Below are 24153 nucleotides of genomic sequence, written 5' to 3' on the forward strand. Positions count from 1 at the left end.
GCTAGGGTTTATTGCTAATTTGAGTTTCCTTTACAAGCATTCCCCACCATGTCATGAGTTCTATTCGTTGTTCAAGGTAGGTGGAGCGGTTGTATGCTTTTCGTACTTCATTTTTATCCGTATGAGCTAACGCCGCTTCAATTACATCAGCATTGAATCCAGATTCATTCATTGCAGTACTGGCTATTGAACGTAACCCATGTGCGACTAGTTTTCCACCATAACCTATTCGTTTAAGTGCGGCATTTGCAGTTTGGCTATTCATTGGTTTACAGGGGTCATTACGACTTGGAAATACATGCTTTCGGCTTCCACTTATCGGATGCATTATTTCTAAAATATATAATGCCTGATCTGAAAGAGGAACTATATGATCTCGCTTTGCTTTCATGCGTTCGGCAGGGATACACCACTCCCTTTTATCTGCATCAATCTCCGACCATGCCGTCGCTGATGCCTCCGCGGGACGTATCAGCGTCAATAATTGCCATTCAAGTAAGCAACGAGTTGGTATCGATAGATTGCTCATGGCTATAGTACGCATTAGCTTGGGTAATTCTTCTGGCCTTATGGTGGGCATATGCTGCTTTTTAGGTTTTTCAAACGCATTACCAATACCTGATGCTGGATTGGCATCAATCAAACCTACATTGACCGCATAAATCATTATCTCGTTTATACGTTGCACCAATCGCCTAACCGTCTCTAATGCCCCACGCGCTTTGATTGGCTCTAATACTTGAATCAGGGTGCGTGCTTTGAGTTCTTGGACGGGAATATTTTCGATGCTGGGTAAGATGTCTTTTTCAATAGAACGCCAAATATCTTTCGCATGGGCTGCGCTAACGTGGCTTTCTTTCAACTCGAACCATTTGCGGGCGACATTCACAAAAATACTTTCCTCCGCTATCTGGAGCTTTTCAGCCTCTTCACCAGCCCTTGCTTGGGGATCTGTCCCTCGGACTAACATCGCTAGTTTCTCTGCGCGTATCTCTCTGGCATCTGCAAGGGATAGAGCAGGGTAAGCGCCGAGGCTGATCATAGTGCGTTTGCTGCTGTTAGGAAGCTGATAGCGGAAACGCCAAATTTTCTTGCCGGTGGTTTTGACTAGCAAAAATAAACCATCACCATCATGGAGGGTAAGGTCTTTATCAATGGCTTTCGCTTTTTGTACTTCGGTGTGGGTGAGGGGGCGTGTAGTCCGCGCCATGTAAGGTTCTTCCCTGTAATTGGTATACGTTTATTGGTATACATCTTACCGTATACCAATTCGTATACCAATAGACTCCGGTTTCAGACGGATATCCTCGGACTACCACAGACACAAAAAAGCCCGCAAACCTAGGTGGGATGCGGGCTTTCCGTACTTCTCCGGACTTATCTGGTAATACCCGGATCATTATTTGGTGGAGCTGGGGGGATTTGAACCCCCGTCCGAAATTACTACGCCGTCGGCACTACATGCTTAGTCCAGTCATTACATTCGCCGGTTAGCTGCGGACGGACACGCCACTAACAAACTATCCTGATTAGTTTTAATGCTTCAACCCCAGGCAAGGTTTCCACACGAGCTCTTTTGGGTTTGACCTCTCTTGATCCCCGTCCTAAGAGCGGAGGCTAGGGAGAGAGGGAACCTTCAGTTTCTTAGGCTGATTAAGCTGCTAAAGCAGCAGATTCGTATTGCGAGTCGTTTGCAATTATTTTTTTTGCGGTTTTTTACGAGGCCTCCGCACCTCGGCATGCACCTTGGGTTTCGCGAATCCCGTCGAATCCAGAATCAGCCCCAAAGAACTTCTATAGTATACCAGAACTATACGCTGATAAGCCAGAGACTTAACGGTTAGCGTGTTTCATTATTCTGGCTTTATCGACCTGCCATTCACGATCTTTGATGTCATCACGTTTATCGTGATCTTTCTTACCTTTTGCGACACCGATTTTAACTTTAACCCAAGCATTTTTCCAATATACGGAAAGGGCAACTACGGTAAAACCGTCGCGATTAACTTTACCGAGCAGCGAATCCAGCTCGCGTTTGTTTAGCAGCAGTTTACGGGTACGCATTGGCTCGCAGACAACATGAGTCGACGCAACGTTCAACGGCGTAATGGTGGCGCCAAACAAGAAGGCTTCGCCATTTCTAAAGGTTACGTAGCTATCACTAATGTTGGCTTTGCCAGCACGCAGAGATTTTACTTCCCAACCTTGCAGCGCAAGACCCGCTTCGAACTCTTCTTCAATGAAGTATTCATGGCGGGCTCGTTTATTTTGCGCAATGGTTGCGGAACCGGGTTTGTATGCTTTTTTCTTTGTCATAGTATTGATCATTATACTGTATGCGGAGGCGAATGAAATCCTTTCCCGCAGGATGCCTGTGCATTTTGTCTCATTTGTTGCGTAGAATGCCTAGCAGATTTTTTGTCTGGCGGTAGATAAATGGTATTATCAGCGCGTTTTATGTCTCACAGGAAATGTTATGCCACAGATTAGCCGCTCTGCGTTGGTTCCGTTTAGCGTAGAACAGATGTATCAACTGGTTAATGATGTTCGCTCTTATCCAGAATTTTTGCCTGGTTGCACCGGCAGCCGGGTGCTTGATGTTACTGAAAATGAAATGACGGCCGCAGTTGATGTCGCCAAGGCTGGTATCAGTAAAACGTTTACTACACGCAATACATTGACTGATAACCAGAGCATTAATATGCAATTGGTAGATGGGCCATTTCGGAAATTAATGGGCGGATGGCATTTTACCCCATTAAGTGCAGATGCTTGTAAAGTTGAACTGCACCTGGATTTTGAATTTACCAATAAGCTGATTGAGTTGGCTTTTGGTAAAATATTCAAGGAATTAGCTGGCAATATGGTGCAGGCGTTCACTCAACGTGCTAAAGAGGTATACAGTGTCTGAGATTCGCGTTGAGGTGGTTTATGCCTTGCCTGAACGCCAATATTTGCGGACTGTTTCACTTGAGGCTGGCAGTACTGTTGAGGATGCTATCAAAGCATCAGGTTTACTTGAGTTACGATCAGATATTGATCTGACAAAAAATAAAGTGGGTGTTTACAGCCGCCCGGTAAAGCTGGGAGATAAGCTTTCCACGGGTGATCGTGTTGAGATTTATCGCCCTCTGAGCGCAGACCCTAAAGAGTTACGCCGACAACGCGCCGAACAGGCAAAAAAATAAGGCACCGTCTGTGCCTTATTTTTATTGTAGCCCTGAACTGCTATCGAAGAAAAAGCGTACGCCATCCTATGGTTGCATAAGCATTAGGCGGCTTGTTGCCTAAAACCATAATCAGTATTCGTTCCCTTCATCTGTTCTGCAATCTTCGGATAAATTAATTTCCTGCTAATGTTGGTTCGTTTTTGATATCAGTCAGCACGCCGCTGCTATCAAAGGTCAACGTCAACGTCTGTTGTGTTACTTTCTGGTGGCCAGGTTGTTGGCGGAACACATAGAACCAGGTTTTGGTGCCAAACGGGTCCTGTAGCATTGGTGTGCCTAAGGTATATGCCACTTGTTGCTGGGTCATACCTTTATGAATTTTGGACGCGTCATTAGGTGATAAATAGTTACCCTGATTAATATCAGGCCGGTAGACCACCTTCTCCAGCGTTGAACAACCCGCAGTAAGCATTGCAAGCATCACAGCGGCGGCAGTCAGCATTTTACAGCGCATAGTAATCACATTCCTTTAGGGCGTAGGATGACGATGATAATAGACCTTGCAGCAGTTGGAAACCTTTACAGGGCACCTGTATGACCTCTGGAAAGGAAAAAAGTTAATCTTTTCTATGCTGCGAGCAATTCTTTTGCATTTGCCAAGGTGTTTTTCGTCACTTCACTGCCGCCCAGAAGGCGCGCCAACTCTTGCAAGCGGGCTTTTTTATCTAGCCGATGCATATGGGTTTCGGTTTCAGTGCCATCGGTTTGTTTACTCACAAAGAAATGTTGATGGCCACAACCCGCAACTTGTGGAAGGTGGGTCACACACATAACCTGAGTCGATTCACCAAGCTGACGCAACAGGCGGCCCACTATGGCTGCCGTTGGTCCACTGATACCAACATCAACTTCATCGAAGATAAGCGCAGGAGTATCCATTTTACGCGCTGTAATCACCTGAATCGCCAATGCGATGCGAGACAGTTCACCACCGGAGGCGACTTTGGCCAGTGCTTGTAGCGGTTGACCTGGGTTGGTAGTGACGCAGAACTCAATGCGGGTCGCCCCTTCAGCACTGAGGTGCTCTGGCTCAAAATGGGTGTCAATCGTGAATTGGCCATGTGGCATTGATAATTCATGCATGCTTTCGGTAATTAGCGCGGCCAATTCATCAGCATAATGCTGGCGTTCTTGGTGCAACCGGTTAGCTATCTCTAACGCGTGTTGATAGTGAGTATTTACCGCGTGGCTGAGTTGCTCATGGTCGTTTTCTTGCCGTGACAGCTGTTCTTGCTCATCCAGCAATTGCTGGTGAAACAAGGGTAACTCTTCTGGTGCTACATGGTGTTTACGGGCCAGATTTAATTGACGAGATAACCGTTGTTCCAATTCATACAAACGGTTAGGGTCCATATCAAATTGCTCCGCATAATGGCGTAGCTCATCACTGGCTTCACTGATTTGGATAGAAGCCTCTTCTAGCATATTTAATAAATTATTAAATTGTTCATCCATGCCAGCCAGTTCGGTTAACTGGTGTTTGGCTGAGAAGAGCTGGCTGAGAATGTTATTCTGTTCATCATCCGACAGCAATTGTAAGGCTTGTTGGCTGAGTGACAACAACTGCCCACTGTTTGCCAAACGCTTATATTCGATATCAATTTGTTCATATTCCCCCGCTTGTGGGACAAATGAATTTAGTTCTTTCAACTGATATTGCAATAATTCCTTTCGGGCGTTACGTTCCAGAGATTGCTGTTGATGGAGTGCCAGTGCCCGGCAACTTTGGTGCCAGATTTGATAGGCTGCTTTCATTTCGCTCAGCAAAGCAGACTGGTCTGCGTAGGCATCTAATAGCTGTTTTTGATGATCTGGTCTTAATAGCAACTGATGGGCATGTTGGCCGTGAATCTGGATGAGATGTTGGCCTAACTCTCGCAGTTGTGACAGGGGGACTGCCGTACCATTAATAAAGCCTCTTGAGCGGCCATCGGTTCCAATAGCCCGCCGCAATAGGCATTCATTACTGTCATCAAGATGGTTATTTTCCAACCACTGTCGGGCCGATGGGGTGTCTGTCAGTGAAAAGCGAGCACAAATATCAGCACGCGTTGCACCTAAACGCACCATGCTGCCATCTGAGCGGCTACCAAGGCATAACCCCAATGCATCTATGGCGATAGATTTACCTGCCCCTGTTTCGCCAGTAATTGCTGTCATCCCGGGTTGAAAATCGATTTCTAACTCACGCACAATTGCAAAATTACTGATGGTTAATTGGGCCAGCATGGTAAATCTCCTGTACATAAACACATGGCTGTATTTGAATACAGTATAAACTGGTTTTATATACAGTAAAGTCCTTGCGGCACTTTTTAGAATAATTTTTTCGACCAGCCTAGTTTTGTACTTAACGTATTGAAATAACTGTAGTCCTTTGGATGAATAAGATTAAGGTGAAAATCACTACGGCGAATTAATACTTCTTCACCCTCCTGAATCGGTAGTGCTATCTGGCTATCACAGCTTATTTCTAGGTCGCTGGTGATTTGCGAAAACTTCAATCGGATGGTGCTGCTACTATTAATGACCAGAGGTCTGGCGGTTAGAGTGTGTGGGAACATCGGGACCAATACGATGGCGTCTAGGGTGGGGGTGAGGATTGGGCCACCAGCCGAGAGCGAATAAGCCGTCGAGCCGGTAGGGGTGGCAATGATCAGGCCGTCTGAACGTTGAGAAAAAGCGAAGCGGTTATCGATATACACTTCGAATTCAATCATATGTGCCACTTTACCCGGATGCAAAACCACTTCATTGATTGCTGTGCTGATGCGGCTTTGCTGATTGGTACGAGTCACTTGTACTTCTAGTAAGAAGCGTTGTTCGCTTAGGTATTCGCCTTCCAGTACATCTGAAAGTTGTTGTTGGGCATTATCCGGGTCCAAATCAGTCAGAAAGCCCAGATTGCCTCGGTTGACACCGATGACTTTGATATCATAGCGAGCGAGTACTCGCGCGGCACCGAGCATATTGCCGTCGCCCCCGACCACCACGGCTAAATCGGCTTTTTGGCCAATATCAGCCAAGCTGCCGGTAATGGCATCGGTTAAATTTAGATCTTTGGCGATCTGCTGTTCAACCATCACGTCATAACCTTTGGCGTTTAACCAGTGGTAGAGCATCTCATGGGTGGCAAGTGCCGCCGGATGCCGTGGGTGACCGACAATACCAATACAATTGAATCTTTTATTATTCATTGCCGTGATTTTCCTTACTGGGGCGTCTTTTACCCCACATTATGACCGGTTCCCTTGAATCCCCGGTTTTGATCCCCATAATAAGCCAAGTAGCGAGATTAATGCTAAAACGCGGAGATATCCATGAGTAGTAAAGAACAGAAAACACCAAACGAGCAAGTCTCGGAAGAAATGGAAAATGCAGCAGAGCAGCAAGTGGAAGCGACACAAGAGACGGGTGAAGGTGTAGATCCGCGTGTTGCCGAGCTTGAAGCGCAGTTGGCTGCAGCCGTACAGCGTGAGCGCGAAAGCTTGCTACGCGCTAAGGCTGAAGTTGAGAATATCCGTCGTCGTACTGAATTGGATGTTGAAAAAGCGCATAAGTTTGCACTGGAAAGATTTTCATCTGAATTATTGCCAGTGATCGATAATCTGGAACGTGCACTGGATACTGCTGATAAAAGCAATGCCGAACTGACTTCGATGATTGAAGGTGTCGAGTTGACGCTGAAATCACTGCTCGATGCAGTAGGTAAATTCGGCATTGAGGTTGTCGCTGATACCCATGTGCCGTTTAATCCTGATGTTCATCAGGCAATGACGATGCTTGAATCTGCTGATCATGAACCAAATCATGTGATGATGGTGATGCAAAAAGGCTATACGCTAAATGGCCGTTTGCTACGCCCGGCAATGGTTGCGGTATCTAAAGCGAAAGCTTAAGGTGTCCTGACGTGAAAAAGGCACCTTCGGGTGCCTTTTTTTATTTAACTATCTTGGTATTTTAATCTGCTGTTGGTAGTTTTGGTTGCCAATCAATAGCTTGTTGATTGTGCTGTTGCAGTAGCTGATTTGCTTGTGAAAAGTGCTTACAACCAAGAAAACCACGATGGGCAGACAGCGGCGATGGGTGCGGCGCTTTTAAAATAAAGTGGCGTTGGGTATCAATGATCCGGCCCTTCTTCTGGGCATGTGCTCCCCACAGCATAAAAATCACCCCATCACGATGTTCATTCAGGGCTGCAATGACTTTATCAGTGAAGGTTTCCCAACCAAGGTTAGCATGAGAGTGCGCATTACCTGCTTCAACGGTTAGCACGGTATTGAGCAGCAATACCCCTTGTTCGGCCCAGCTTTGCAAGAAGCCATGATTGGGGCGCTCAAAGCCTGGAATATCGGTAGCCAACTCTTTGTACATGTTCACCAAAGAGGGAGGCGCCGGCACACCAGGTAACACAGAAAATGATAATCCATGTGCTTGATTGGGGCCGTGGTAGGGGTCTTGCCCTAAAATAACCACTTTAACCTGATCCAATTCAGTCAGGCGGAATGCGTTAAATACATCTTTTTGCGCAGGATAGATAGTCTTGCCAGCACTGCGTTCTGCTGCCACATAGGCCAGTGTATCTCTAAAGTAAGGCTGTTCTTTTTCCAGGCCGATCACATCGTGCCAGGTAAGGGAGGCAGACATAAACACTCTCCTTGGTTTCTGCAAAGTATTGATGTGCGTTAGCTTACCGGTTCAAACCGGTGAGTGAAACCGTTAAACCTGACTCTGTGACGTAATGATGATTTTTTGACCTCTTTATGCAAAGAAATGTTGAAAATTTACAAAAATATTTGCTGTCAGTTGTTTTGATAAAATTGATATAAAACATAAATTTGCCGATGGAGTTATTACTGACATGGCCGAAAGATTGATTTAAGTCAAAGAATTGCGACGGTCTGACTGGTATACAGAACAATAAGACAACAATGGTTTTACCAAATAACCAAGATAGTTTCTCCCCCTTGGAATTTATATCCGCATTATGGAGGCACCAAATGATTACTGGTATTCAAATTACTAAAGCTAACAATGAAGCCTTACTGAACTCTTTTTGGCTGTTGGATGATGAAAAATCTGAATTGCGCTGCGTTTGCGCTAAAGCGGGTTATGCCGAAGATCAGATAGTTCCTGCCAGTGAGTTAGGCCAGATTGAATATCGCGAAGTTCCACTGGAAGTGCAGCCAACAGTGCGTGTTGAAGGTGGTCAGCATTTGAACGTTAACGTTCTGCGCCGCGAAACACTGGAAGATGCAGTGAAAAATCCAGAAAAATATCCTCAGTTGACGATTCGTGTTTCTGGCTATGCAGTGCGTTTTAACTCCCTGACACCAGAACAACAACGTGATGTGATTACTCGTACTTTCACTGAAAGTCTGTAATTTTTGTCATAACGTTTAAGTCATTCAAAAATTCTAAGGGAGCTTCTGCTCCCTTTTTATTTCACTCAACATAATGATTTATATGGTTTATTTATTTTAAATGTCCGCATCGTGACCAAGGGGGCGTTGATATTTAAAATGCATAAAAAGGCCCGCATTGCGGGCCTAGTTAATTCTTTTTATAGCAAAATAATTAGTTCGATTTTGGTCGCGTAAACAAAACTAACATCCCGATAATGATATCGCCGATAACCCAAATGGTGCCGATCATCATCATGCCGATACCTGTACCGATAGCCGCCCCTGCACGTTCCGCATCAGAGCCAGCATTTTGTATTACTTCGCCAGTAGAACCGACGCCCGCAACTAACCAATAAATCATAAGCAGATTAAATAAAATAAAACTCCACTTAATGATTTTCCCAAAGAATGTACGCTTTGGTTTTCTTAGCTGATGTCCGCAGGACGGGCATTTAAACGCAGTATCACTAACATTATTGGTACATGAAGAACATTGAACTAATGCCATCTACTTATTCCCTTTATGTAATTACTTCTAGCCCAGTGGTTTTAATACTTCAGTGATTGTAATGAGTAACAAGCCATCAATCCAATAAAAAGCCCGCACGCGGCAGGCTGATTGGAAACGTTGGAGTATCAAAAACCCAAATCAAATTGGTCGTCACCCAGATGCCCTGGCAGAAACAGATCGCGGGGTAGGGTTGCGGTATTATTACGGCTGGGGCGGGACAGGATTTTATCGACTGATTGCAGTGTGGTGAACGTACAACTGCAAAGCAGATTTTGGCACTGATGGTAGTTCTCTTTTGTATTGCCGGTTATCATTCTGCTTGTGCGGGTGCGACTAACAGCACCACATTGTGGGCATGACATCATGATAATAACTCCAACCTTTTCTTGCTTGGCTAAAGTATAACCTATTCATTCCCCGAATTCTTTTACTCTGTTTCCTCTCCGGCCATGTCCCAACTGGATATTTTCACTTCAAAATTTAGCGCGGTAGTAAATCCATTATCCCCGATGGTGTGCGTGACCTGGGTAATTATCCACGCCGCCTGATCAATCTCTGGTTTAAATCCTTGCATGACAGCAGGCAGTTCTGGGAATAAGTCAGCACGTCCACGTGCCAGTGTCATAGTAAATTCAGCGGCACCCCGTTGCAGTTTGGACCACCGCGCGGCAGCGGCGCGACGTGCTGCGCGTTCCGTCTTGAATGTTTCTCGCATCACAAAAACATTCCCCTCCACGCCTTCCAGATATCCACCCTCTTTACTGGTTGATGCCGGTTCTTTCGCTTTCTTGGCGGGTGCGGGTGTTGCGGCTTTCCTGCGGCGGCGGCGTTTGACTGTGGCTTTTTTGGGTTTGCCAAAATTCAGATCCAGCCAGTAGGCGGTTACGCCGGTATAGGCGTCACGGTCAGCCACCCGGAAGCTGTGCTTGTCACCACTGGCGCGCGTAATAGTGATGGCCGGTAACAGCTTGCCGCTTTGCGATACTGCACGGCCTGGGTGCATGAATAGCAACATGCCGTTCTTGATGGTGGTAATTGCGCCCAGCTTTTCCGCCATGCGGGTTAAAAAGCTGATATCTGACTCACTGGTCTGGTCGGCGTGGTCAATCTCTATCTTGCCCAAGTCCTCACTGACTCCGGCTTTCAGGTCATAGCGCGAAGCAATGCTGGCAACCAGTTTACCGACAGTAATATCGTGCCAGCTATATTCCCGCTTCACATTGAACGTATCGCGAAAATCAGCACTGCGGGCCGTGACAATCAGCTGATCCGGCGGGCCGATGTGGCTGATTTCATCCACGGTAAAGCGGCCTTTATTGATTAGCGGTTCATCTTTCCAGCCCAGTGCAATATCAATCAGTGCCCCGCGCGCGGGCAGGGCGACTTTCTGGTCGGCGTCGTCAATGACCAGTTCCAGCATATCGGCTTCAAAACCACGGTTATCAGTCAGCGTTAAACTGATCAGCCGGTCGTTAACCGTGGTCTGGGTTTTGCCGCCTATTTTGATATCAAAGGCGGGGCGCGGGGTGAGGTCGTCGGGTAACAGTTGCATGGTTTGATTTTGCGGGGAAAGTCCGCGCTGACATACCGCTGTTTATTGTGTCATGCCTGATACAACAGGCAGGCGGTGATTTACGCGCGAGGTTGGTTGATGATTTCGGCAAGGATTAATCCTTTTCGGAGCGTACCCCAATGGCAACAAATTATCACCACGGTGTGAGCGGTGAGGAAACGACTGACACATCGACCATCATTAACGATATCGACTCCGCCGTGATTGGCGTGGTCTGTACGGCGGACGACGCCGACGCCGTCACCTTTCCGCTGAATACGCCGGTATTACTGACGCGCGTTAAAAACGTGCTCGGCAAAGCAGGGAAAACCGGCACATTACGCCAAACCCTGAAAGCCATTTCTGACCAGGCCAGCCCGCAAACCGTGGTTATCCGCGTGGCTGAAGGTGGTACGGAAGAGGGCGAAAAAAGCACCGAAGCCAATGTGATTGGCGGTGTGGATGAAAACGGGCTTTATACCGGTCTTTATGCCTTGCTGGTTGCTGAAATGCGGGTCGGTGTAAAGCCGCGCATTATCGGCGCGCCGGGGTTGGATACGCTGCCAGTGGCAAACCAAATTGCCATTTTTGCCCGCGAACTGAAGGCATTTGCTTATATCAGTGCTAACGGCTGCAAAACTATTGCGGAAGCCAAACTTTACCGCAAGAACTTTATTCAGCGGGAAGTGATGGTGATTTATCCCGACTGGCTGGCGTATGACAGCGAGGCAGAAAGCAACGTTGTGGTACCGGCACCGGCTTATGCGCTGGGGTTGCGTGCCAAGATTGATGCGGATATCGGCTGGCATAAAACCTTGTCCAACGTGCCGGTTGATGGCGTGCTGGGCACCTCGGTTGATATCTATTTCTCCCTGCAAGGCAAAGATACCGACGCCGACGAGTTGAACAGTAACCACATCACCACGCTGATCAAGCAAAAAGGTTTCCGTTTCTGGGGTTCCCGCACCTGCGAGGAAGAGGTCTTTATTTTCGAAAGCTATACCCGCACCGCGCAAATCCTAATGGATACCATTGCGGAGGCCCATTTTTACTATATCGACAAGCCGCTAACGCCGTCGCTGGCGAAAGATGTTATCGACGGTATCAACCGCAAATTGTCGGCCTATGTAACTGCCGGTCGCTTGTTGGGTGCCCGTTGCTGGTATGACACCGACGCCAACAGCACCGACACGCTGAAGCTGGGCAAGCTGACTATCCGCTACAACTACACCCCTGTGCCGCCGCTAGAAAATCTGGGGTTAATTCAGGAATTCACCGACGAATATTTCGCGAGTTTTGCGAATGCCGTCAATAGCTAAGGGTTATTACTATGGCATTGCCAAGAAAACTTAAGTATTTCAACGTCTATGTCAATGGTGCCAGCTATCTGGGGCAAGCCTCGGAGCTGACGCCGCCGAAGTTGACTATCAAGACGGAAGATTATCAGGGTGCAGGTATGCCCGGCTCGGTCGCGGTGGATCTCGGTTTTGAGGCGGGGGCGCTGGATATGGAATTAACCCTCGGCGGGTTGGCCCCTGAATTACTGAAACTGTGGGGCACGCCGACCGCTGACGGGGTGCAGTTCCGTTTTGCTGGCTCATACCAAGCGGAAGATACCGGCGAGGCTATCCCGCTGGAAATCCAGACGCGCGGCCGTTACACAGAGCACGATCCCGGCAGCGCGAAACAGGGTGATGATACCAGCCATAAATACACGCTGAAAAACACCTACTGCAAGATCACGGCAAACAACGAGGAACTGATCGAGATTGATGTCCTGAACATGATCTGCCGGGTGAACGGTGTGGATATGCTGGAAAAACACCGCGCTAACATTGGCCTTTAATCTAGGAATTTATTTATGTCGAATACCATTGTTTTACAAACACCGATCAAGCGCGGTAAGTCAGTTATCAAAGAGGTTTCTCTCACTGGCGCACTGAAACAAGCCGGTTCCCTGCGTGGTTTGAAGCTGTACAGCATCATGACCAGTGATGTTGATTCACTGATTAAATTACTGCCGCGCGTGACTTCTCCTGCGTTGACTGAAGCAGAAATTATCTCGATGGATACCTGGGACTTTGCTCAGCTATCACAGGAAGTGGCTACTTTTTTACAACCAGCCTCGGAGGGGGAGTTGACGCTAACGGAAACCCCGCCTGCGAATTTGGATTTAGCCAAATAGAAGATGTGATCGCTGATATTGCCTTTGTTTTTCACTGGTCATTGTCCGATCTCTGGGCAATGACCGTGCCCGACCTTTTAGCCTGGCGTGAGCGTGCTGCGGTACGCTGGGGAACCACGGAAGAATAATCCATGACTGACCGCAACCTATCGATAAAAGTAGCTTTAGGGGCGGTCAATAACCTGACTCAACCTTTTAATGCCGCCCAGAAAAGTACCGCCGCGCTAGGGCGGCAAATCAAAGCCACACGCGATAACCTGCGTGACTTACCCAAACAGGCCGCCAGTTTCGACAAGCTGGCCGAATCCAGCAATAAAGCCGCCGCCCGTATAGAGAAATTGCGCCGGGCCTCCGACGCGGTCAAATCCCTCGATAATCCTACCCAGAAGCAGATCGCCGCTGTGCAAAAGTGGGACAGCCGCCTGGGTAAGTTACAGGAAAAACAGACCGTTGAAGTGCGGCGACTGGCTGAATTGCGCGCCAGTCTTTACCAGCACGGTGTTTCGGTTGCCAGCAACAGTACCGCCACGGAGCAAATCACTAACCGCACTGCCCAATATAACCGCCAGTTGCAACTGCAAGAGCAGCGGCTAAAACGCGTGGCGGCGGCGCGCGGCAGTTACGATCGTGGGCAAGAGCTGCGCGGCAAGTTGCAATCTGGCGGTATGACCGCACTCGCCACCGGTGCGGTGATGGCGGCTCCGGTGGCGCTGGCGCTGAGAAGTTACACCGGCATGGAAGATGCCATGAAGGGCGTGGCAAAGCAGGTTGATGGCCTGCGGGATGATAACGGCCAGCGCACGGCACAATTCTATGAAATGCAAAACGCCATTAAAGATGCGGCCGAGGACGCCCCTTTACCGGGTGGCGCATCAGACTTTGCTGCTCTGGTTGAAGGTGGCGCACGCATGGGGGTGGCAACGCAAGGTGCCAGCTTTGCACAACAGAAAAAAGAACTGTTGGATTTTGCCAATGTCTCCGCCAAAGCATCCAAAGCCTTTGAACTGCCTGCCGGTGAACTGGCGGAAAGCCTCGGTAAAATCTCCGGCCTGTACAAGATCCCGACCAAAGATATTGAGCAACTGGGCGACGCGCTGAACTATCTGGATGATAACGCCCAGTCGAAAGGGGCGGATATCATTGATGTACTGCAACGCATGGGCGGTGTGGCTGACCGGCTGAACTACAAACAGGCGGCAGCGCTGGGATCGACATTCCTGTCTCTGGGGGCGCAAGCCGAAATTGCCGCCAGTGCATCTAATGCCATGGTGCGCGAACTGTCGATTGCCACTATGCAAAGCGACAAGTTTTTTGCTGGCTTAGACGCGCTCGGCATGGACGAAAAAAAGATTGAAAAAGCAATGTCGGTCGATGCCATGGGCACTATTCGCGAAGTGCTAGGCGCAGTTAAAAAACTGCCTGACGTTGACCGATTGAGGGTGCTTACGCAACTGTTTGGTAAAGACTTTGGTAAAGATGCCGCCAAGCTGGTGAATAACATTGATGAGCTGGATAGACAGCTTGCACTGACCAGTTCGGCAGGCTCCAAAGGCTCAATGCAAAAAGAGTCTGATATTGATAAAGACTCTATTTCAGCGCAATTGCAATTGTTAAAAACCGGCGGCGGTAACGCCCTTAGTTCTATGGGTGAAACCCTGCGCGCGCCCATGCTTGACGTGGTCGATACGCTGAAAAATATGATTGGCGGTGTGCGTCGCTGGGTGGAAGCTAACCCCAAACTGGCAGGCACCATCATGAAAGTGGTGGCGACACTGTCGATTGCCACTATTACGCTGGGTGGGCTGGCGCTGGCTGCGGCGGCATTACTGGGGCCGATGCTGGCCCTGCGGTTGGGGTTCTCGTTACTGGCTGGTAACGGGGGATTGGGTGCGTTGCTGCCAAAATTCACCTGGCTAACGGGTGGGATCAGTCGGCTGGTGCCAAACCTGCTACGGGTATCTCCGGCGTTATTGTCGTGGCGTACCAGTGCCAGCCTAGCGGGTTCCGCGCTGGGTGGCTTACGGGCAAAAGTGGCATTACTGGGTTCCAATGCGCAGATGGCATTGTCTGGTGCGTCTGGGCGTGCCGGTGCTGCTATGTCCGCTGCGTTTAGCCAGCCGGGGGCGGCGTTGGGGCGACTTGGTAATATGCTGAAATGGGTAGCGACTTCGCCGTTTCGCCTGTTGGGCAGTATCGGCGGCACCGTCTTTGGCGCGCTGGGGTCGGCGGTGGGGTTGGTATTAAGCCCTGTCGGGTTATTGGTTGCCGCCGTTATTGGTGCGGGCGTGCTGATTTATAAATATTGGCAACCGATACAGGCATTTTTCAGTGGGTTCTTTACCGGATTGGTGGCGGGATTGCAGCCGGTGAAAGCGGCCTTTGCGCCACTGTCTCCCATATTTGACGCCATCGGCAGCGCGATTGGTCGGGTGTGGAACTGGTTCACTCAGTTGCTTTCGCCGGTCGAATCGTCGAAAGCCTCGCTGGAAGCGGCCACTAATGCCGGTAAAACCTTTGGCGAGGTGGTTGGTGCGGTGATTAGTGGTCTGTTCTGGCCGGTGGAACAACTGGCGAAGGGGTTAGGCTGGTTACTGGAAAAACTGGGCGCTATCCCGAAAGCGGCAGATGCGGCCAGCGGGGCGGTAGCGGCAATGAATGGGCCGAAAGCGCCGGTGATGTATGAATGGGATCCGGTCCTAAAAAAAATGGTGGAAGCGAAATCCGCCTGGTCGTGGAGTCCTGATAAACCCGTTGCTGGTAACAGTAGCGCGATGGCAAACGCGACAACATCAGCGATTGCTACCGCGCCACAGGCTGCCCCGTCAATTTACGGCAAGGTTGACCGCACAAAAGAGAGTGCAGCCACTGCAACCACGGCCGCCGCTACTGCTACCGATCCGAATAAGCTGGGCGATATTGTGTTTAAAAACGTACCGGATTATTTGCCGCTGGCCTCGCCGTATTTATCTGCCCCAACAAAAACGGCAGCACAGCCTGGCCTGTTGGCAAAAATGCAACAAAGCGCCAGCGATATGCTGGCCCGCACGCGGGATATGATCGCGCCGGGTAATGATTTTGACGCGTTATCACTGGCCGGTGACATTCCACAACTGGCGAGAAAACCGCTCAGTGCGCAGCGAAATAGCGGCCCGATAACCCATGAGGGTGACCGTTTCGACATAACAATCAAATTTGAAGGCCAGCAAGCGGCCAACATAGACGAGAATAAACTGGTTAATTTGCTGTATGACAAAATCGCCACGCTACAGCGTCAGAAAGAATCCCGCCGCCGTTCCACGTTTACAGACAGGGAGCAATAATTATGATGATGGTTTTCGGGTTGTTTGTGTTTGAACTGCGCACCGCGCCTTATCAGAATCTGGGGCAGGAAAGTACCTTCAGACACGTGAATAACAGTCGGGTAGGGAAGTCGCCACGCTATCAATACATTGGTCCCGGTGAAGATAAAATCACGCTGGGCGGGACGCTGTACCCGGAAGTAACCGGCGGTGATGTGTCGCTGGCGGCACTGCGCACCATGGCTTACACCGGCAAAGCCTACCCGCTGATAGAAGGTACCGGCGGGATCTATGGCATGTTTGTGATTACTGGCATCAGCGAAACCCGCACTGAATTTTTTAAGGATGGCAAGGCGAGAAAAATAGAGTTCTCGCTCAGTCTGGAAAAGGTCAGTGAGGATTTACGCGAAATGTTGGCTGATGTGGATATGGGATTAGGCTTTTTGTAATACCAGGGCACACAGTTGTTTTTGTCTGTACTGCAGCAACGTTAAGCCCGCAACTTATGCGGGCTTTTTGTTTGTCATTTGCGGGGCTATTTAGCCCGGACTTGTATTTTATTCAGTGGTTACGATTGGCTCGGGTAGCCCATCACCCCACATATGCACCTTGTCATAAAAAACAGCCCACTGAGGGTCATTCAGTTCAACTTCTCCCTGATGCGGGAAATCTTTTGAATCTTGCGGACTACCAAAGCAAGCAATAATTTCTTCTTTCGTTGAATCTTTAAATTGGACAAACATAGTCACCCCTTATAATTAAAATTCATATCCCCGGCACGCTACGGAGTACGATCCAACGGTCGTATTTGACATTGAATAATAAAGCCGCTGGGACTCGATAAGGGGCAGTGTTCCGGTGACCCCTGATGATGATGTTGATCCGCTTGTAGCTGCTGTAGCGCCAATTTGTGCAACCCCTGATGACGAAGAATAAAGGCTCATTGCTACACCTGATCCGGATGTTGTTTGACCTATACCTATCGATACGTCAACACTAACAGCGTTAAGAGGTACAGCAGCTGATAAGCCAAGCGCTGTTGATGCTGTTGAGCCAACGGTTGAAGAATAAACACCCGTGGCCGAAATTGAGACATGTCTATTTGAAAGAAAGCCTATTTTCAGCAATGATGCCGCCACCCCCCAAATAGCAATTAGCGCTGATGCTGTGTAACCCGCTGGCATATTCCCCCCGCCATATACCTCTTGTGCTACCGCTGACGTAGCATTAACTGCCAGCAATGCGGACACTTGAGTTGTTGGGTTGTAAATTGCATACAGCGCTACAAATCCCGTTGCTGGCGCGGTGCCAGTGTCCATCCCGCCAGCGCCAGTTGTCGCAAGGTTAATTGTTTTGTTGAAACTACTCAGTTTGTACTGCAATCCACCTAAAGCAGTTTGCACGATTAATTCATCCGCGGTGAATGTTGCCGTCGCAGATGCTGCTGTAATGCTCATTTTTGCATTGCGCGATGTACCAACAACCCCTGTTAATTGCGATAAACCAATGCCGCCAAGGTTTGCAAGAGCAGCAGCAGGATCAGTTGCGCCGGTTCCACCGCCAGAAATTGGCACTGAGTTAGCCGAGTTCCATTCCTCTCTCACTGTGAATACGCGAGAACCAGGCGCGCCAACGCACAGCACTTTGTAAACTCGATAATTAGTTTGTGATACCGTGTCAAGAAGTAACGTTAAACCCACTCGATTAGTCGCTGTAACGTAGTCCACAGTTATGCTGACAGACCCGTTTCCGTAATTAATTCCAGCCGGAGGGTTTAACCAGTTTGTAGTAACAGCTAAATAATTAGCGCCAGATGTGAATGCAAAGGTCTGGAAGTCAAAATTAGATATAGACGTCTGAGATGGCAAGCCAATACCAATGCCCGTCAGACCGAGGTTCGTAAGAAAAGCCGCTACATTCGGAATATCACTGCCATTTTTGGCCTTATCCATTTTTGCTGCCAATGCGTTGGTCATTGTTGTAGCAAAATTCGGATCATTGCCCAGCGCGGCGGCAAATTCGTTCAGTGTATCCAGTGCCGCCGGTGATGATGAAACCAATGCAGAAATAGCGGCTTGAACAAACGCCGTATTTGCCAGTTGCTGTGTATTGTTTCCCGCTGCGGCCGTAGGTGCCAGCGGCGTGCCTGTCAGCGTTGGGCTGGCAATGGGTGCATAGTCTGCAACAACCTGTTTAACGTGTGCCGTGGTTGCCAGTTGTGTGCTGTTATCTGTTTTTACCGCCGTGGGGGCCAGCGGCTTACCTGTCAGCGTTGGGCTGGCAATGGGTGCATAGTCAGCAGCAACCAGTTTAACGTGCGCCGTGGTTGCCAGTTGTGTGCTGTTATCTGTTTTTACCGCCGTGGGGGCCAGCGGCTTGCCTGTTAGCGTCGGGCTGGCTTTCGGCGCGTATTGTGTATGCGGATCAGTGGCGGCTAAATGTGCGGCAAGCAGGCTATCAGCGTAGGCTCTCACCTCGATCACTTTATCATCTACATACTTACGCGTTGCCAACACCACCGACGGATCAATTTTCAGAGTGACCGCCTCGGTGCTGCTCACAATCAGCACCATGCGCACGGTTTGCGTGCGGCCGCTGCCTTCCTGCAACTGCGGTTTATAGGTTTCCGGGCAGTTGGCAATAGCAATCAGAATACCGTCGCTATCAAACAATCCGATTTCACGTATCCACCAACCGCCGTCTGTTTCGGGGATCACCTGCTCCGCAATAATCTGGCTACTGTTTGCTGCATCCACACTTAATGAATTCAGCGCGGCGCGGCGTTTTTCGCCGATCAGTTGCGTTTGTGCAGCGTTCGGGAGTGGTAATACGCCGCCGCCATCCCCAACAGCCATATGAGTGATTTGCAGTTGCGTACCGAGGGCCGTTGCGTTCGCCAGCTTGGCCGCCCCTTGGTTAGTCAGTACGGCAAAGAATTTTGTTGTCATGGGTTCACGCTCACGCTGTCAATAATATGAAGTATGCCGCCGGTGTAGCCCTGGCCGGTCACAGTAATGGTTTCAGGTAAATAGGGGTAAACGGTCAGTTCGTCACCGTCGTAACTGGCAACGCTGACGGGGATTGTGCCGGATACATCCAGATTGATAGATAACCCAATCAGATGGCGGCTACAGGGTTTAGCCCCGTCAATCAGCCGTTCCAGTTCAAAATACATTTCATCGGTAATACCGGTTTCCAACACGCCCACATCAAGGCGAAAGGTGCCGGGCGTTTCATTGGTTTTCCACCACTCAGTTACGCGAATGAGGTAGCCGAGCGGCTCAACCACGCGCCGCAATGCGCCAATGGTGCCTTTGCGTTTATGCACATAAGCCGAGGATTTCACCACTGCGCGCTTGGTGGCTTCCGGCCAGCTTTCATCCCAGCGATCAACCGACCACGCCCACGCCAGATAGGGCAGTAACGGCAGCGGGCATAGGTCAGCATTCCATAACTGGCGTAGTGGCACCGGCACATTCCCCAACTGCGCGCAGGCTTGTGCGGCGGCGATTTCCAACGGGGATGATCCGGCCGGTAGCAGGCGGTTATTCATCAGTTCCCCCGACGGTCAGCACGGCACTGGTGCAGTAAGCTGCTTTTGTGCTGTCCAGTACCACGTCAGCCAGCGGCGCATTCAACTCGACGCGCTGCACACCTTCAACATGCAGCGCAGCATGAATGGCGGAAATACGGATATCGCGACCAAGGCGGCGTTGGGTGCTGATATAGGTATTCAGTTTCGCCTGAGCAGCAGCGCGGACCGGTTCGGCTTCCGGCCCCGGATAGATATAGAGCACTGCGTCAATCTGGTAATCGACAATTGCAGCGGATTGCACGGTGATACGGTCAGCGACCGGTCGCACATCCTCGTCATTCAGTGCCGCTCTGACAATGTCCAACAGCTCCGGTGAGGCTTTCCCATCCCCCGCACGTGCCAACACGGTGACGGTGACGCACGCCGGTGACGGACTCAGCGCCGAGGCATCAGCAACCCTACCGTCAGCGCTGCGGGCATGGGCTTCATATGCGCCTGTTGGTCCTGCAACACTCAGCGCCTCAAATGCCTGGGGAATGCGCAGACGAAAATCCGTGTCAGACTCCATCACGGCGGTGACCGGCGGAATAGCATCGGGGTTGGCGGGCGTAATAACTAGGCGTTGAACGTTGTTGTTTGCCCCCAGTTGGTCTAAATCGCTGCCATTGGCATACGCCACCATGACTGCCTGCGCCGCCTCATTAACCCGCTGGCGCAATACCAGCTCACGGTACGCATTTTCCTGCAATAGCTTGACTAAAGGCTCAGATTCTAACGATAAGGTGCGCATGATGGCCCCCTGTTCATCGGCCGGATACAGGGCGATGAGTTCCGCCTTGCGTTCAGCCAGTAGGGTTTCATAATCCAGCGCTTCCACTGCCAGCGGGGCGGGCAGTTGTGACAGGTCGATGGTGCTCACGCATTACCTCCTACTGCGATAGCCAGATTAAAGGTATCAGCCAAATCAGTGCGCTGGCCGTGAAGCTCAAGTGTCATCTTGCCCGCTTTCGGCTCATTCAATATCACGCGGGTAAGTACCACACGCGGCTCCCAACGCATGATCGCGCTGTAGGCTGCCGACATGGCTTTTAGCCGCAACACCGGATTCTGTGGGTCGTCAATCAGGTCAGACAGCAATGAGCCATAGCCACGGCGCATGCACCGCGTGGTGGTCGGTGTGGTGATGATGTCGGTGATCGACTGGGTGATGTGATCCATGTCGGTAATGCGTCGCCCTGTTTGGGCGTTCATGCCTAAATACATCATTATTTTGGCCCGTCCGAGTTACTCCCACCGCGCTGCACGCCGCCGTGGGTGTGGCTATCAACCACTACGCCATTGGATGAGAATGAGCCGCCGGAGTGCTGAATGTTGCCGGACATTTCCCCGCCGCCGGTCACGTTCAGCGTGACCGTTTGCAGATGTTTGGTGCATTCCACTGTGGGCGTATCCAGTGTGATTTTGACCGAGGCGGTACAGGTGATTTCAGGGGCGGTGGCCTGGATGGATTCGCTCGCATCAAGGACTGCCGTTTTAATGCCGGTGGCCTTCAGTGCGCCGGTGTCGGCGTTATATTCAATCACTGCACCGTCGGAGTGGGTGGTGTGCTGGGTGTTGGCGGTGTTAATCGGTGTGGCTGCACTGTTTTGATACAAGGACGCAATGATCACACCGGCGGACAGTTCACCGCCAGCAGCCAGAATAATCACTTGCTCCCCCTCTGTCGGCGGCCACCATGTTTTAGCGGTACCGGCACGGCGGACAGACCACGGCAGCCAGTCGGTCAGCAATTCACCGCACCGCACGCGGGCTTTGGGTGGATCAAGAGCTAAATTCACCTGTTCCACGATACCGAAACGGATCAGATTCATTATCAGGCGATAGATTTCGGCGTTGGTCATGGCGGTCAATACTCGTTATTCAGCGTAACGGTATTGTTTACGCGCGCGGGCAGGGGCGCAACGCGCGGCAGTTGTAGGGGAACTGTGACAACTTTTAAGGCTGGGCGATAAAGTCAAACACCTGACTGAGCACGTTATCACTGTCTTTTTTAGTGATGCCGAGCAATTGACGGGCGGGGTAATCCGCTTTCACATACGGGTTAACCTGGTCGGTGCCGCCGTACTGGTGTATCTGGGCAATTCTGGCCGCAACCCCTACATAACCGGCACCGGCAGAATCAGGTAAGGCTTGAAGGCGCAGAAAGGTGGCATTGCGTAAGCGGCGAAACATCGGCTGCTTTTTACTGGTGCGTTTGGTGGTGGCTTCAGCTTCCACCGATAAAAACCGGTCAATATCCACGCGGTTAAAGGTGCGGATAGCGTTACGGTCGTTATCCCAGCCGGTTATCTGGCGTTTATTGCCCGCCCAGTTTTTCAGGTCGCGCACCGAGCCTTGATAAATAAAGCGCAGGCGTTTTTGCACCGTTTTAATGCTGTCTTTACGCTTGGTGTACGGCGAGCCGTCGGCGTTTAATTGCTGGCGAATGCGTTGTTGCTGACCACGGCGCAGAGTGATGGAAATATCCCGGCTCAGCTTGTGCCGCGCGCCCGATTTCCCGCGATTGATTAGGCGCTGTAAATACTGTTCAAGTTCCTGAAATTCGTTATCCATAGTGCCTCTTTCCGTCTGTGGCCAACACAGTCATTTTTGTCTGTGCTCGATATCAGCCCGCCCAAGGGGTATTGGCGGCGGCCCGTTCCCAAGTTGCCAGCATATCGCTACGTGGATCGGCGGGTTCGTCAAGGTGGGTCAACTCTAATTTGTCGTTAACATCCAGCACTCTGACCGCCTCGGTCAGCTCGATGTGCATCACTATATCGGCGGTGGCGTTATTGAGAATATCAGCTTCAAAAGTAAAGCCGGTTTTGCGCCGGTCGGGATTGAAAATCAAATCCGGCTGATGGCGGTGTATCCACAGCATCGCGGGCAACGTAACAGTATCCATACTGTAGGGGTAATCCATCACGATAACGTGCACGGTATAGCGGTATTCGAATGACAGGGATTTTTGCCCAGTGGCGACTACCGTACCTTTATCCAGCCAGATAGCCAGCTTGTCGGGGTTTTCCCGCAGATAAGGCACCGCCTGGCTCAGTGCAGCACGCAGCAGATTAGGTTTTAACATCGGGCGTTCCTTGCTGGCAGGCGAGCACGGTATCAACCTGCGCCGCGCAGGCGTGCAAAGCGGCTTCCAACAGGTCGATATCGTCGTTCAAGTCACCGTTAGTGAGTGGGCTTGCCGCTGGAAACGGGCAGGGTGTGACTTTCGGACAACCATTGACGGTAATCTGTGGCCCCGGTGAGGGCGGGACGTCGGCGCAACCGGACAATATCATCAGGCAAGGGAGTATCAGCCCAACGGCGTAACGTTTCATTTTCACGGTATAACCTCTTTAGCTGGCTGTTACGTTGCGCCAGCAACTGATCCGCGCTGGCAACCTGTTGGCGCAATTGTGCCTGCGCCTGATTGTTGGCATTGGCGGTCAGTGCCAGGGCAATAAGTTGACCGTTTTTGCTGACTGTCTCGGCCGTTTGCTGGTCAATCAATGTCTGACGGGCCTCGGCTAGCCGGTGGGTCTGTACGCCACTGATAACCAGTAACGCGCCGACAATCGGCCAGACCAACGATGCTGCATTGAAAATTGGCATAGTGTCAGCCCGGATATTGACGAGCGGGCAATTGAAAATGCGGGCCGTCTTTAAAGGTTGTCCAATTACCGCCCCATTCCACGGCGATCCCCAACTCGGCAGCGGCCTGTTTCATGGCATCAGCCATCGGATAAAAATACTTCCATTCCCAGCTCACCTTGCCATCCGGCAGCGGCACAATATCCACCGCGTGGCCGGTTAAGTGGCGACTGTTCAGAGTTTGGCTGGCTCCAGCCTTGACCAGTTCACGCTGGCGTTCCAGTGTGCGACGGCCCTCAATCACCTTAAAATCAATCGGGGTCAACTCCAGCGCACGGCGTACTACCTTGACTAAATCAGGGTGCACGCCGATCAGGTTGGTTTCGCTGGCCTTGCCGAAAATAAATTTATTGCTTGGCATCAGGGGTTCCCACCTTTTTATTCACGATTTTAAAGACCAGCTCACGGATAGCCTGCAAGCCAATAAGCCCTATCAGGCAACTGATAAAGATTTCCACTTTTCCGGCGGCGACTTGGGTCAATGCCCCGTTTAGCCAGGGAATGGCATCAATCGCGCGGATCAGCATCGGGGAGATCACCGGGCCGATATTGACGCCGACCAGCCCGCAGACCACGCCCTCACCAATGCCTTCGCGCAACTTACCACCGCCCCAGACCACGCGACGGAAAGCAACGATAAAGCCGACCAGAAAGCCGTTGATTACCGTTGAATGCGTGGAATAAAAATCCACCATCGCGCCTATCCAGCGCGGATCTTTTTCTGGCATTTTCATGTCCGTTACCCC

General features: G+C 50.5%; 31 protein-coding genes and 1 other RNA gene. 10 read left to right on the forward strand and 22 right to left on the reverse strand.

The window, feature by feature from the left end; genetic code table 11:
• Position 1 precedes the first annotated feature (1 nt).
• From V2A84_RS01610 to smpB, 3 genes are all read right to left on the reverse strand, one after another.
• Positions 2 to 1210 (reverse strand): integrase domain-containing protein, encoded by a 1209-nt coding sequence (locus V2A84_RS01610; protein WP_442848521.1) that lies wholly within the window; start codon positions 1208 to 1210, stop codon positions 2 to 4.
• 194 nt (positions 1211 to 1404) lie between these two features.
• Positions 1405 to 1785: a transfer-messenger RNA gene (gene ssrA / locus V2A84_RS01615) on the reverse strand.
• 48 nt (positions 1786 to 1833) lie between these two features.
• On the reverse strand, positions 1834 to 2316 hold the full coding sequence (smpB, locus tag V2A84_RS01620) for an SsrA-binding protein SmpB (protein ID WP_049608454.1): 483 nt from the start codon (positions 2314 to 2316) through the stop codon (positions 1834 to 1836).
• A 160-nt stretch (positions 2317 to 2476) separates the two neighbouring features.
• Between smpB and V2A84_RS01625 the strand changes: the two genes are divergently transcribed.
• The gene (locus V2A84_RS01625; RefSeq protein ID WP_005188672.1) at positions 2477 to 2911 is read left to right on the forward strand and encodes a type II toxin-antitoxin system RatA family toxin; all 435 of its coding nucleotides are present in this window, start codon (positions 2477 to 2479) and stop codon (positions 2909 to 2911) included.
• Positions 2904 to 3188 (forward strand): RnfH family protein, encoded by a 285-nt coding sequence (locus tag V2A84_RS01630; protein WP_083163106.1) that lies wholly within the window; start codon positions 2904 to 2906, stop codon positions 3186 to 3188. Before V2A84_RS01625 ends, V2A84_RS01630 begins: the two co-directional genes overlap by 8 nt.
• 154 nt (positions 3189 to 3342) lie before the next feature.
• Here the strand turns inward: V2A84_RS01630 and bamE are convergent, their stop codons facing one another.
• The 3 genes from bamE to nadK form a co-directional block, all read right to left on the reverse strand.
• Positions 3343 to 3684, reverse strand: coding sequence for an outer membrane protein assembly factor BamE (gene bamE / locus V2A84_RS01635; RefSeq protein ID WP_083163108.1), 342 nt, complete (start codon positions 3682 to 3684; stop codon positions 3343 to 3345).
• A gap of 113 nt (positions 3685 to 3797) precedes the next feature.
• On the reverse strand, positions 3798 to 5459 hold the full coding sequence (gene recN / locus V2A84_RS01640; RefSeq protein ID WP_193784794.1) for a DNA repair protein RecN: 1662 nt from the start codon (positions 5457 to 5459) through the stop codon (positions 3798 to 3800).
• Between the two features lie 86 nt (positions 5460 to 5545).
• Positions 5546 to 6427 (reverse strand): NAD(+) kinase, encoded by an 882-nt coding sequence (gene nadK, locus V2A84_RS01645; RefSeq protein WP_083163112.1) that lies wholly within the window; start codon positions 6425 to 6427, stop codon positions 5546 to 5548.
• 123 nt (positions 6428 to 6550) lie between these two features.
• Here nadK and grpE point away from each other — a divergent pair, with 123 nt between their 5' ends.
• Positions 6551 to 7129, forward strand: coding sequence for a nucleotide exchange factor GrpE (gene grpE / locus V2A84_RS01650; RefSeq protein WP_083163114.1), 579 nt, complete (start codon positions 6551 to 6553; stop codon positions 7127 to 7129).
• A 61-nt stretch (positions 7130 to 7190) separates the two neighbouring features.
• On the opposite strand, the gene ung is transcribed toward grpE, so the two are convergent.
• Positions 7191 to 7877 carry a uracil-DNA glycosylase gene (gene ung / locus V2A84_RS01655; RefSeq protein WP_083163116.1) on the reverse strand — a complete coding sequence of 229 codons (687 nt, stop codon included), beginning with the start codon at positions 7875 to 7877 and terminating at the stop codon, positions 7191 to 7193.
• A 353-nt stretch (positions 7878 to 8230) separates the two neighbouring features.
• Here ung and grcA point away from each other — a divergent pair, with 353 nt between their 5' ends.
• Entirely contained in the window at positions 8231 to 8614 is a 384-nt protein-coding gene (gene grcA / locus V2A84_RS01660; protein ID WP_005188661.1) for an autonomous glycyl radical cofactor GrcA, read from the forward strand.
• 193 nt (positions 8615 to 8807) lie between these two features.
• Here grcA and V2A84_RS01665 read toward each other — a convergent pair whose 3' ends face one another.
• The 3 genes from V2A84_RS01665 to V2A84_RS01675 all read right to left on the reverse strand — a co-directional run bounded on the left by V2A84_RS01665 (position 8808) and on the right by V2A84_RS01675 (position 10698).
• The gene (locus V2A84_RS01665) at positions 8808 to 9143 is read right to left on the reverse strand and encodes a hypothetical protein (RefSeq protein WP_271311799.1); all 336 of its coding nucleotides are present in this window, start codon (positions 9141 to 9143) and stop codon (positions 8808 to 8810) included.
• Between the two features lie 128 nt (positions 9144 to 9271).
• A complete protein-coding gene (locus tag V2A84_RS01670; protein WP_420072158.1) occupies positions 9272 to 9511 on the reverse strand; it encodes an ogr/Delta-like zinc finger family protein in 240 nt (79 codons plus the stop codon).
• 62 nt (positions 9512 to 9573) lie between these two features.
• Positions 9574 to 10698 carry a phage late control D family protein gene (locus V2A84_RS01675; protein WP_418395565.1) on the reverse strand — a complete coding sequence of 375 codons (1125 nt, stop codon included), beginning with the start codon at positions 10696 to 10698 and terminating at the stop codon, positions 9574 to 9576.
• Positions 10699 to 10838: 140 nt separating this feature from the next.
• On the opposite strand from V2A84_RS01675, the gene V2A84_RS01680 reads away from it, so the two are divergent.
• From V2A84_RS01680 to V2A84_RS01705, 6 genes are read left to right on the forward strand one after another with little or no spacing between them, the layout of a single operon-like run.
• On the forward strand, positions 10839 to 12017 hold the full coding sequence (locus V2A84_RS01680) for a phage tail sheath protein (protein WP_442848522.1): 1179 nt from the start codon (positions 10839 to 10841) through the stop codon (positions 12015 to 12017).
• An 11-nt stretch (positions 12018 to 12028) separates the two neighbouring features.
• On the forward strand, positions 12029 to 12544 hold the full coding sequence (locus V2A84_RS01685) for a phage major tail tube protein (RefSeq protein WP_271311801.1): 516 nt from the start codon (positions 12029 to 12031) through the stop codon (positions 12542 to 12544).
• Positions 12545 to 12559: 15 nt separating this feature from the next.
• The gene (locus V2A84_RS01690) at positions 12560 to 12883 is read left to right on the forward strand and encodes a phage tail assembly protein (protein WP_442848523.1); all 324 of its coding nucleotides are present in this window, start codon (positions 12560 to 12562) and stop codon (positions 12881 to 12883) included.
• Between the two features lie 59 nt (positions 12884 to 12942).
• Entirely contained in the window at positions 12943 to 13011 is a 69-nt protein-coding gene (locus V2A84_RS01695) for a GpE family phage tail protein (protein WP_229695880.1), read from the forward strand.
• A 3-nt stretch (positions 13012 to 13014) separates the two neighbouring features.
• The gene (locus V2A84_RS01700; protein WP_442848524.1) at positions 13015 to 16203 is read left to right on the forward strand and encodes a phage tail tape measure protein; all 3189 of its coding nucleotides are present in this window, start codon (positions 13015 to 13017) and stop codon (positions 16201 to 16203) included.
• Between the two features lie 2 nt (positions 16204 to 16205).
• Positions 16206 to 16631, forward strand: a complete 426-nt coding sequence (locus V2A84_RS01705) for a phage tail protein (RefSeq protein ID WP_048619992.1) — start codon at positions 16206 to 16208, stop codon at positions 16629 to 16631.
• A 108-nt stretch (positions 16632 to 16739) separates the two neighbouring features.
• Here the strand turns inward: V2A84_RS01705 and V2A84_RS01710 are convergent, their stop codons facing one another.
• The 12 genes from V2A84_RS01710 to V2A84_RS01765 all read right to left on the reverse strand — a co-directional run bounded on the left by V2A84_RS01710 (position 16740) and on the right by V2A84_RS01765 (position 24141).
• Positions 16740 to 16925 (reverse strand): hypothetical protein, encoded by a 186-nt coding sequence (locus V2A84_RS01710; protein ID WP_442848525.1) that lies wholly within the window; start codon positions 16923 to 16925, stop codon positions 16740 to 16742.
• A gap of 15 nt (positions 16926 to 16940) precedes the next feature.
• Positions 16941 to 19130, reverse strand: coding sequence for a phage tail protein (locus V2A84_RS01715; RefSeq protein WP_442848526.1), 2190 nt, complete (start codon positions 19128 to 19130; stop codon positions 16941 to 16943).
• Positions 19127 to 19735, reverse strand: a complete 609-nt coding sequence (locus V2A84_RS01720) for a phage tail protein I (protein WP_420071949.1) — start codon at positions 19733 to 19735, stop codon at positions 19127 to 19129. The genes V2A84_RS01715 and V2A84_RS01720 overlap by 4 nt, the downstream gene beginning before the upstream one ends.
• A complete protein-coding gene (locus V2A84_RS01725) occupies positions 19728 to 20636 on the reverse strand; it encodes a baseplate assembly protein (protein WP_442848527.1) in 909 nt (302 codons plus the stop codon). The genes V2A84_RS01720 and V2A84_RS01725 overlap by 8 nt, the downstream gene beginning before the upstream one ends.
• A complete protein-coding gene (locus tag V2A84_RS01730; protein ID WP_442848528.1) occupies positions 20633 to 20968 on the reverse strand; it encodes a GPW/gp25 family protein in 336 nt (111 codons plus the stop codon). The genes V2A84_RS01725 and V2A84_RS01730 overlap by 4 nt, the downstream gene beginning before the upstream one ends.
• Before the next feature lie 14 nt (positions 20969 to 20982).
• Positions 20983 to 21618, reverse strand: coding sequence for a phage baseplate assembly protein V (locus V2A84_RS01735; protein WP_442848529.1), 636 nt, complete (start codon positions 21616 to 21618; stop codon positions 20983 to 20985).
• A gap of 94 nt (positions 21619 to 21712) precedes the next feature.
• Positions 21713 to 22330, reverse strand: a complete 618-nt coding sequence (locus V2A84_RS01740) for a phage virion morphogenesis protein (protein WP_442848530.1) — start codon at positions 22328 to 22330, stop codon at positions 21713 to 21715.
• Between the two features lie 52 nt (positions 22331 to 22382).
• Positions 22383 to 22844 carry a phage tail protein gene (locus V2A84_RS01745; RefSeq protein WP_442848531.1) on the reverse strand — a complete coding sequence of 154 codons (462 nt, stop codon included), beginning with the start codon at positions 22842 to 22844 and terminating at the stop codon, positions 22383 to 22385.
• Entirely contained in the window at positions 22831 to 23049 is a 219-nt protein-coding gene (gene lysC / locus V2A84_RS01750) for an Rz1-like lysis system protein LysC (protein ID WP_442848532.1), read from the reverse strand. Before lysC ends, V2A84_RS01745 begins: the two co-directional genes overlap by 14 nt.
• Positions 22943 to 23368, reverse strand: a complete 426-nt coding sequence (gene lysB / locus V2A84_RS01755) for an Rz-like lysis system protein LysB (RefSeq protein ID WP_442848533.1) — start codon at positions 23366 to 23368, stop codon at positions 22943 to 22945. Before lysB ends, lysC begins: the two co-directional genes overlap by 107 nt.
• Before the next feature lie 4 nt (positions 23369 to 23372).
• The gene (locus V2A84_RS01760; RefSeq protein ID WP_442848534.1) at positions 23373 to 23768 is read right to left on the reverse strand and encodes a M15 family metallopeptidase; all 396 of its coding nucleotides are present in this window, start codon (positions 23766 to 23768) and stop codon (positions 23373 to 23375) included.
• Positions 23755 to 24141 (reverse strand): phage holin family protein, encoded by a 387-nt coding sequence (locus tag V2A84_RS01765; protein WP_221863833.1) that lies wholly within the window; start codon positions 24139 to 24141, stop codon positions 23755 to 23757. Before V2A84_RS01765 ends, V2A84_RS01760 begins: the two co-directional genes overlap by 14 nt.
• Positions 24142 to 24153 lie beyond the last annotated feature (12 nt).

The organism is Yersinia sp. 2553 StPb PI (assembly GCF_052217105.1).
GTDB classification, from domain to species: Bacteria; Pseudomonadota; Gammaproteobacteria; order Enterobacterales; family Enterobacteriaceae; genus Yersinia; species Yersinia enterocolitica_E.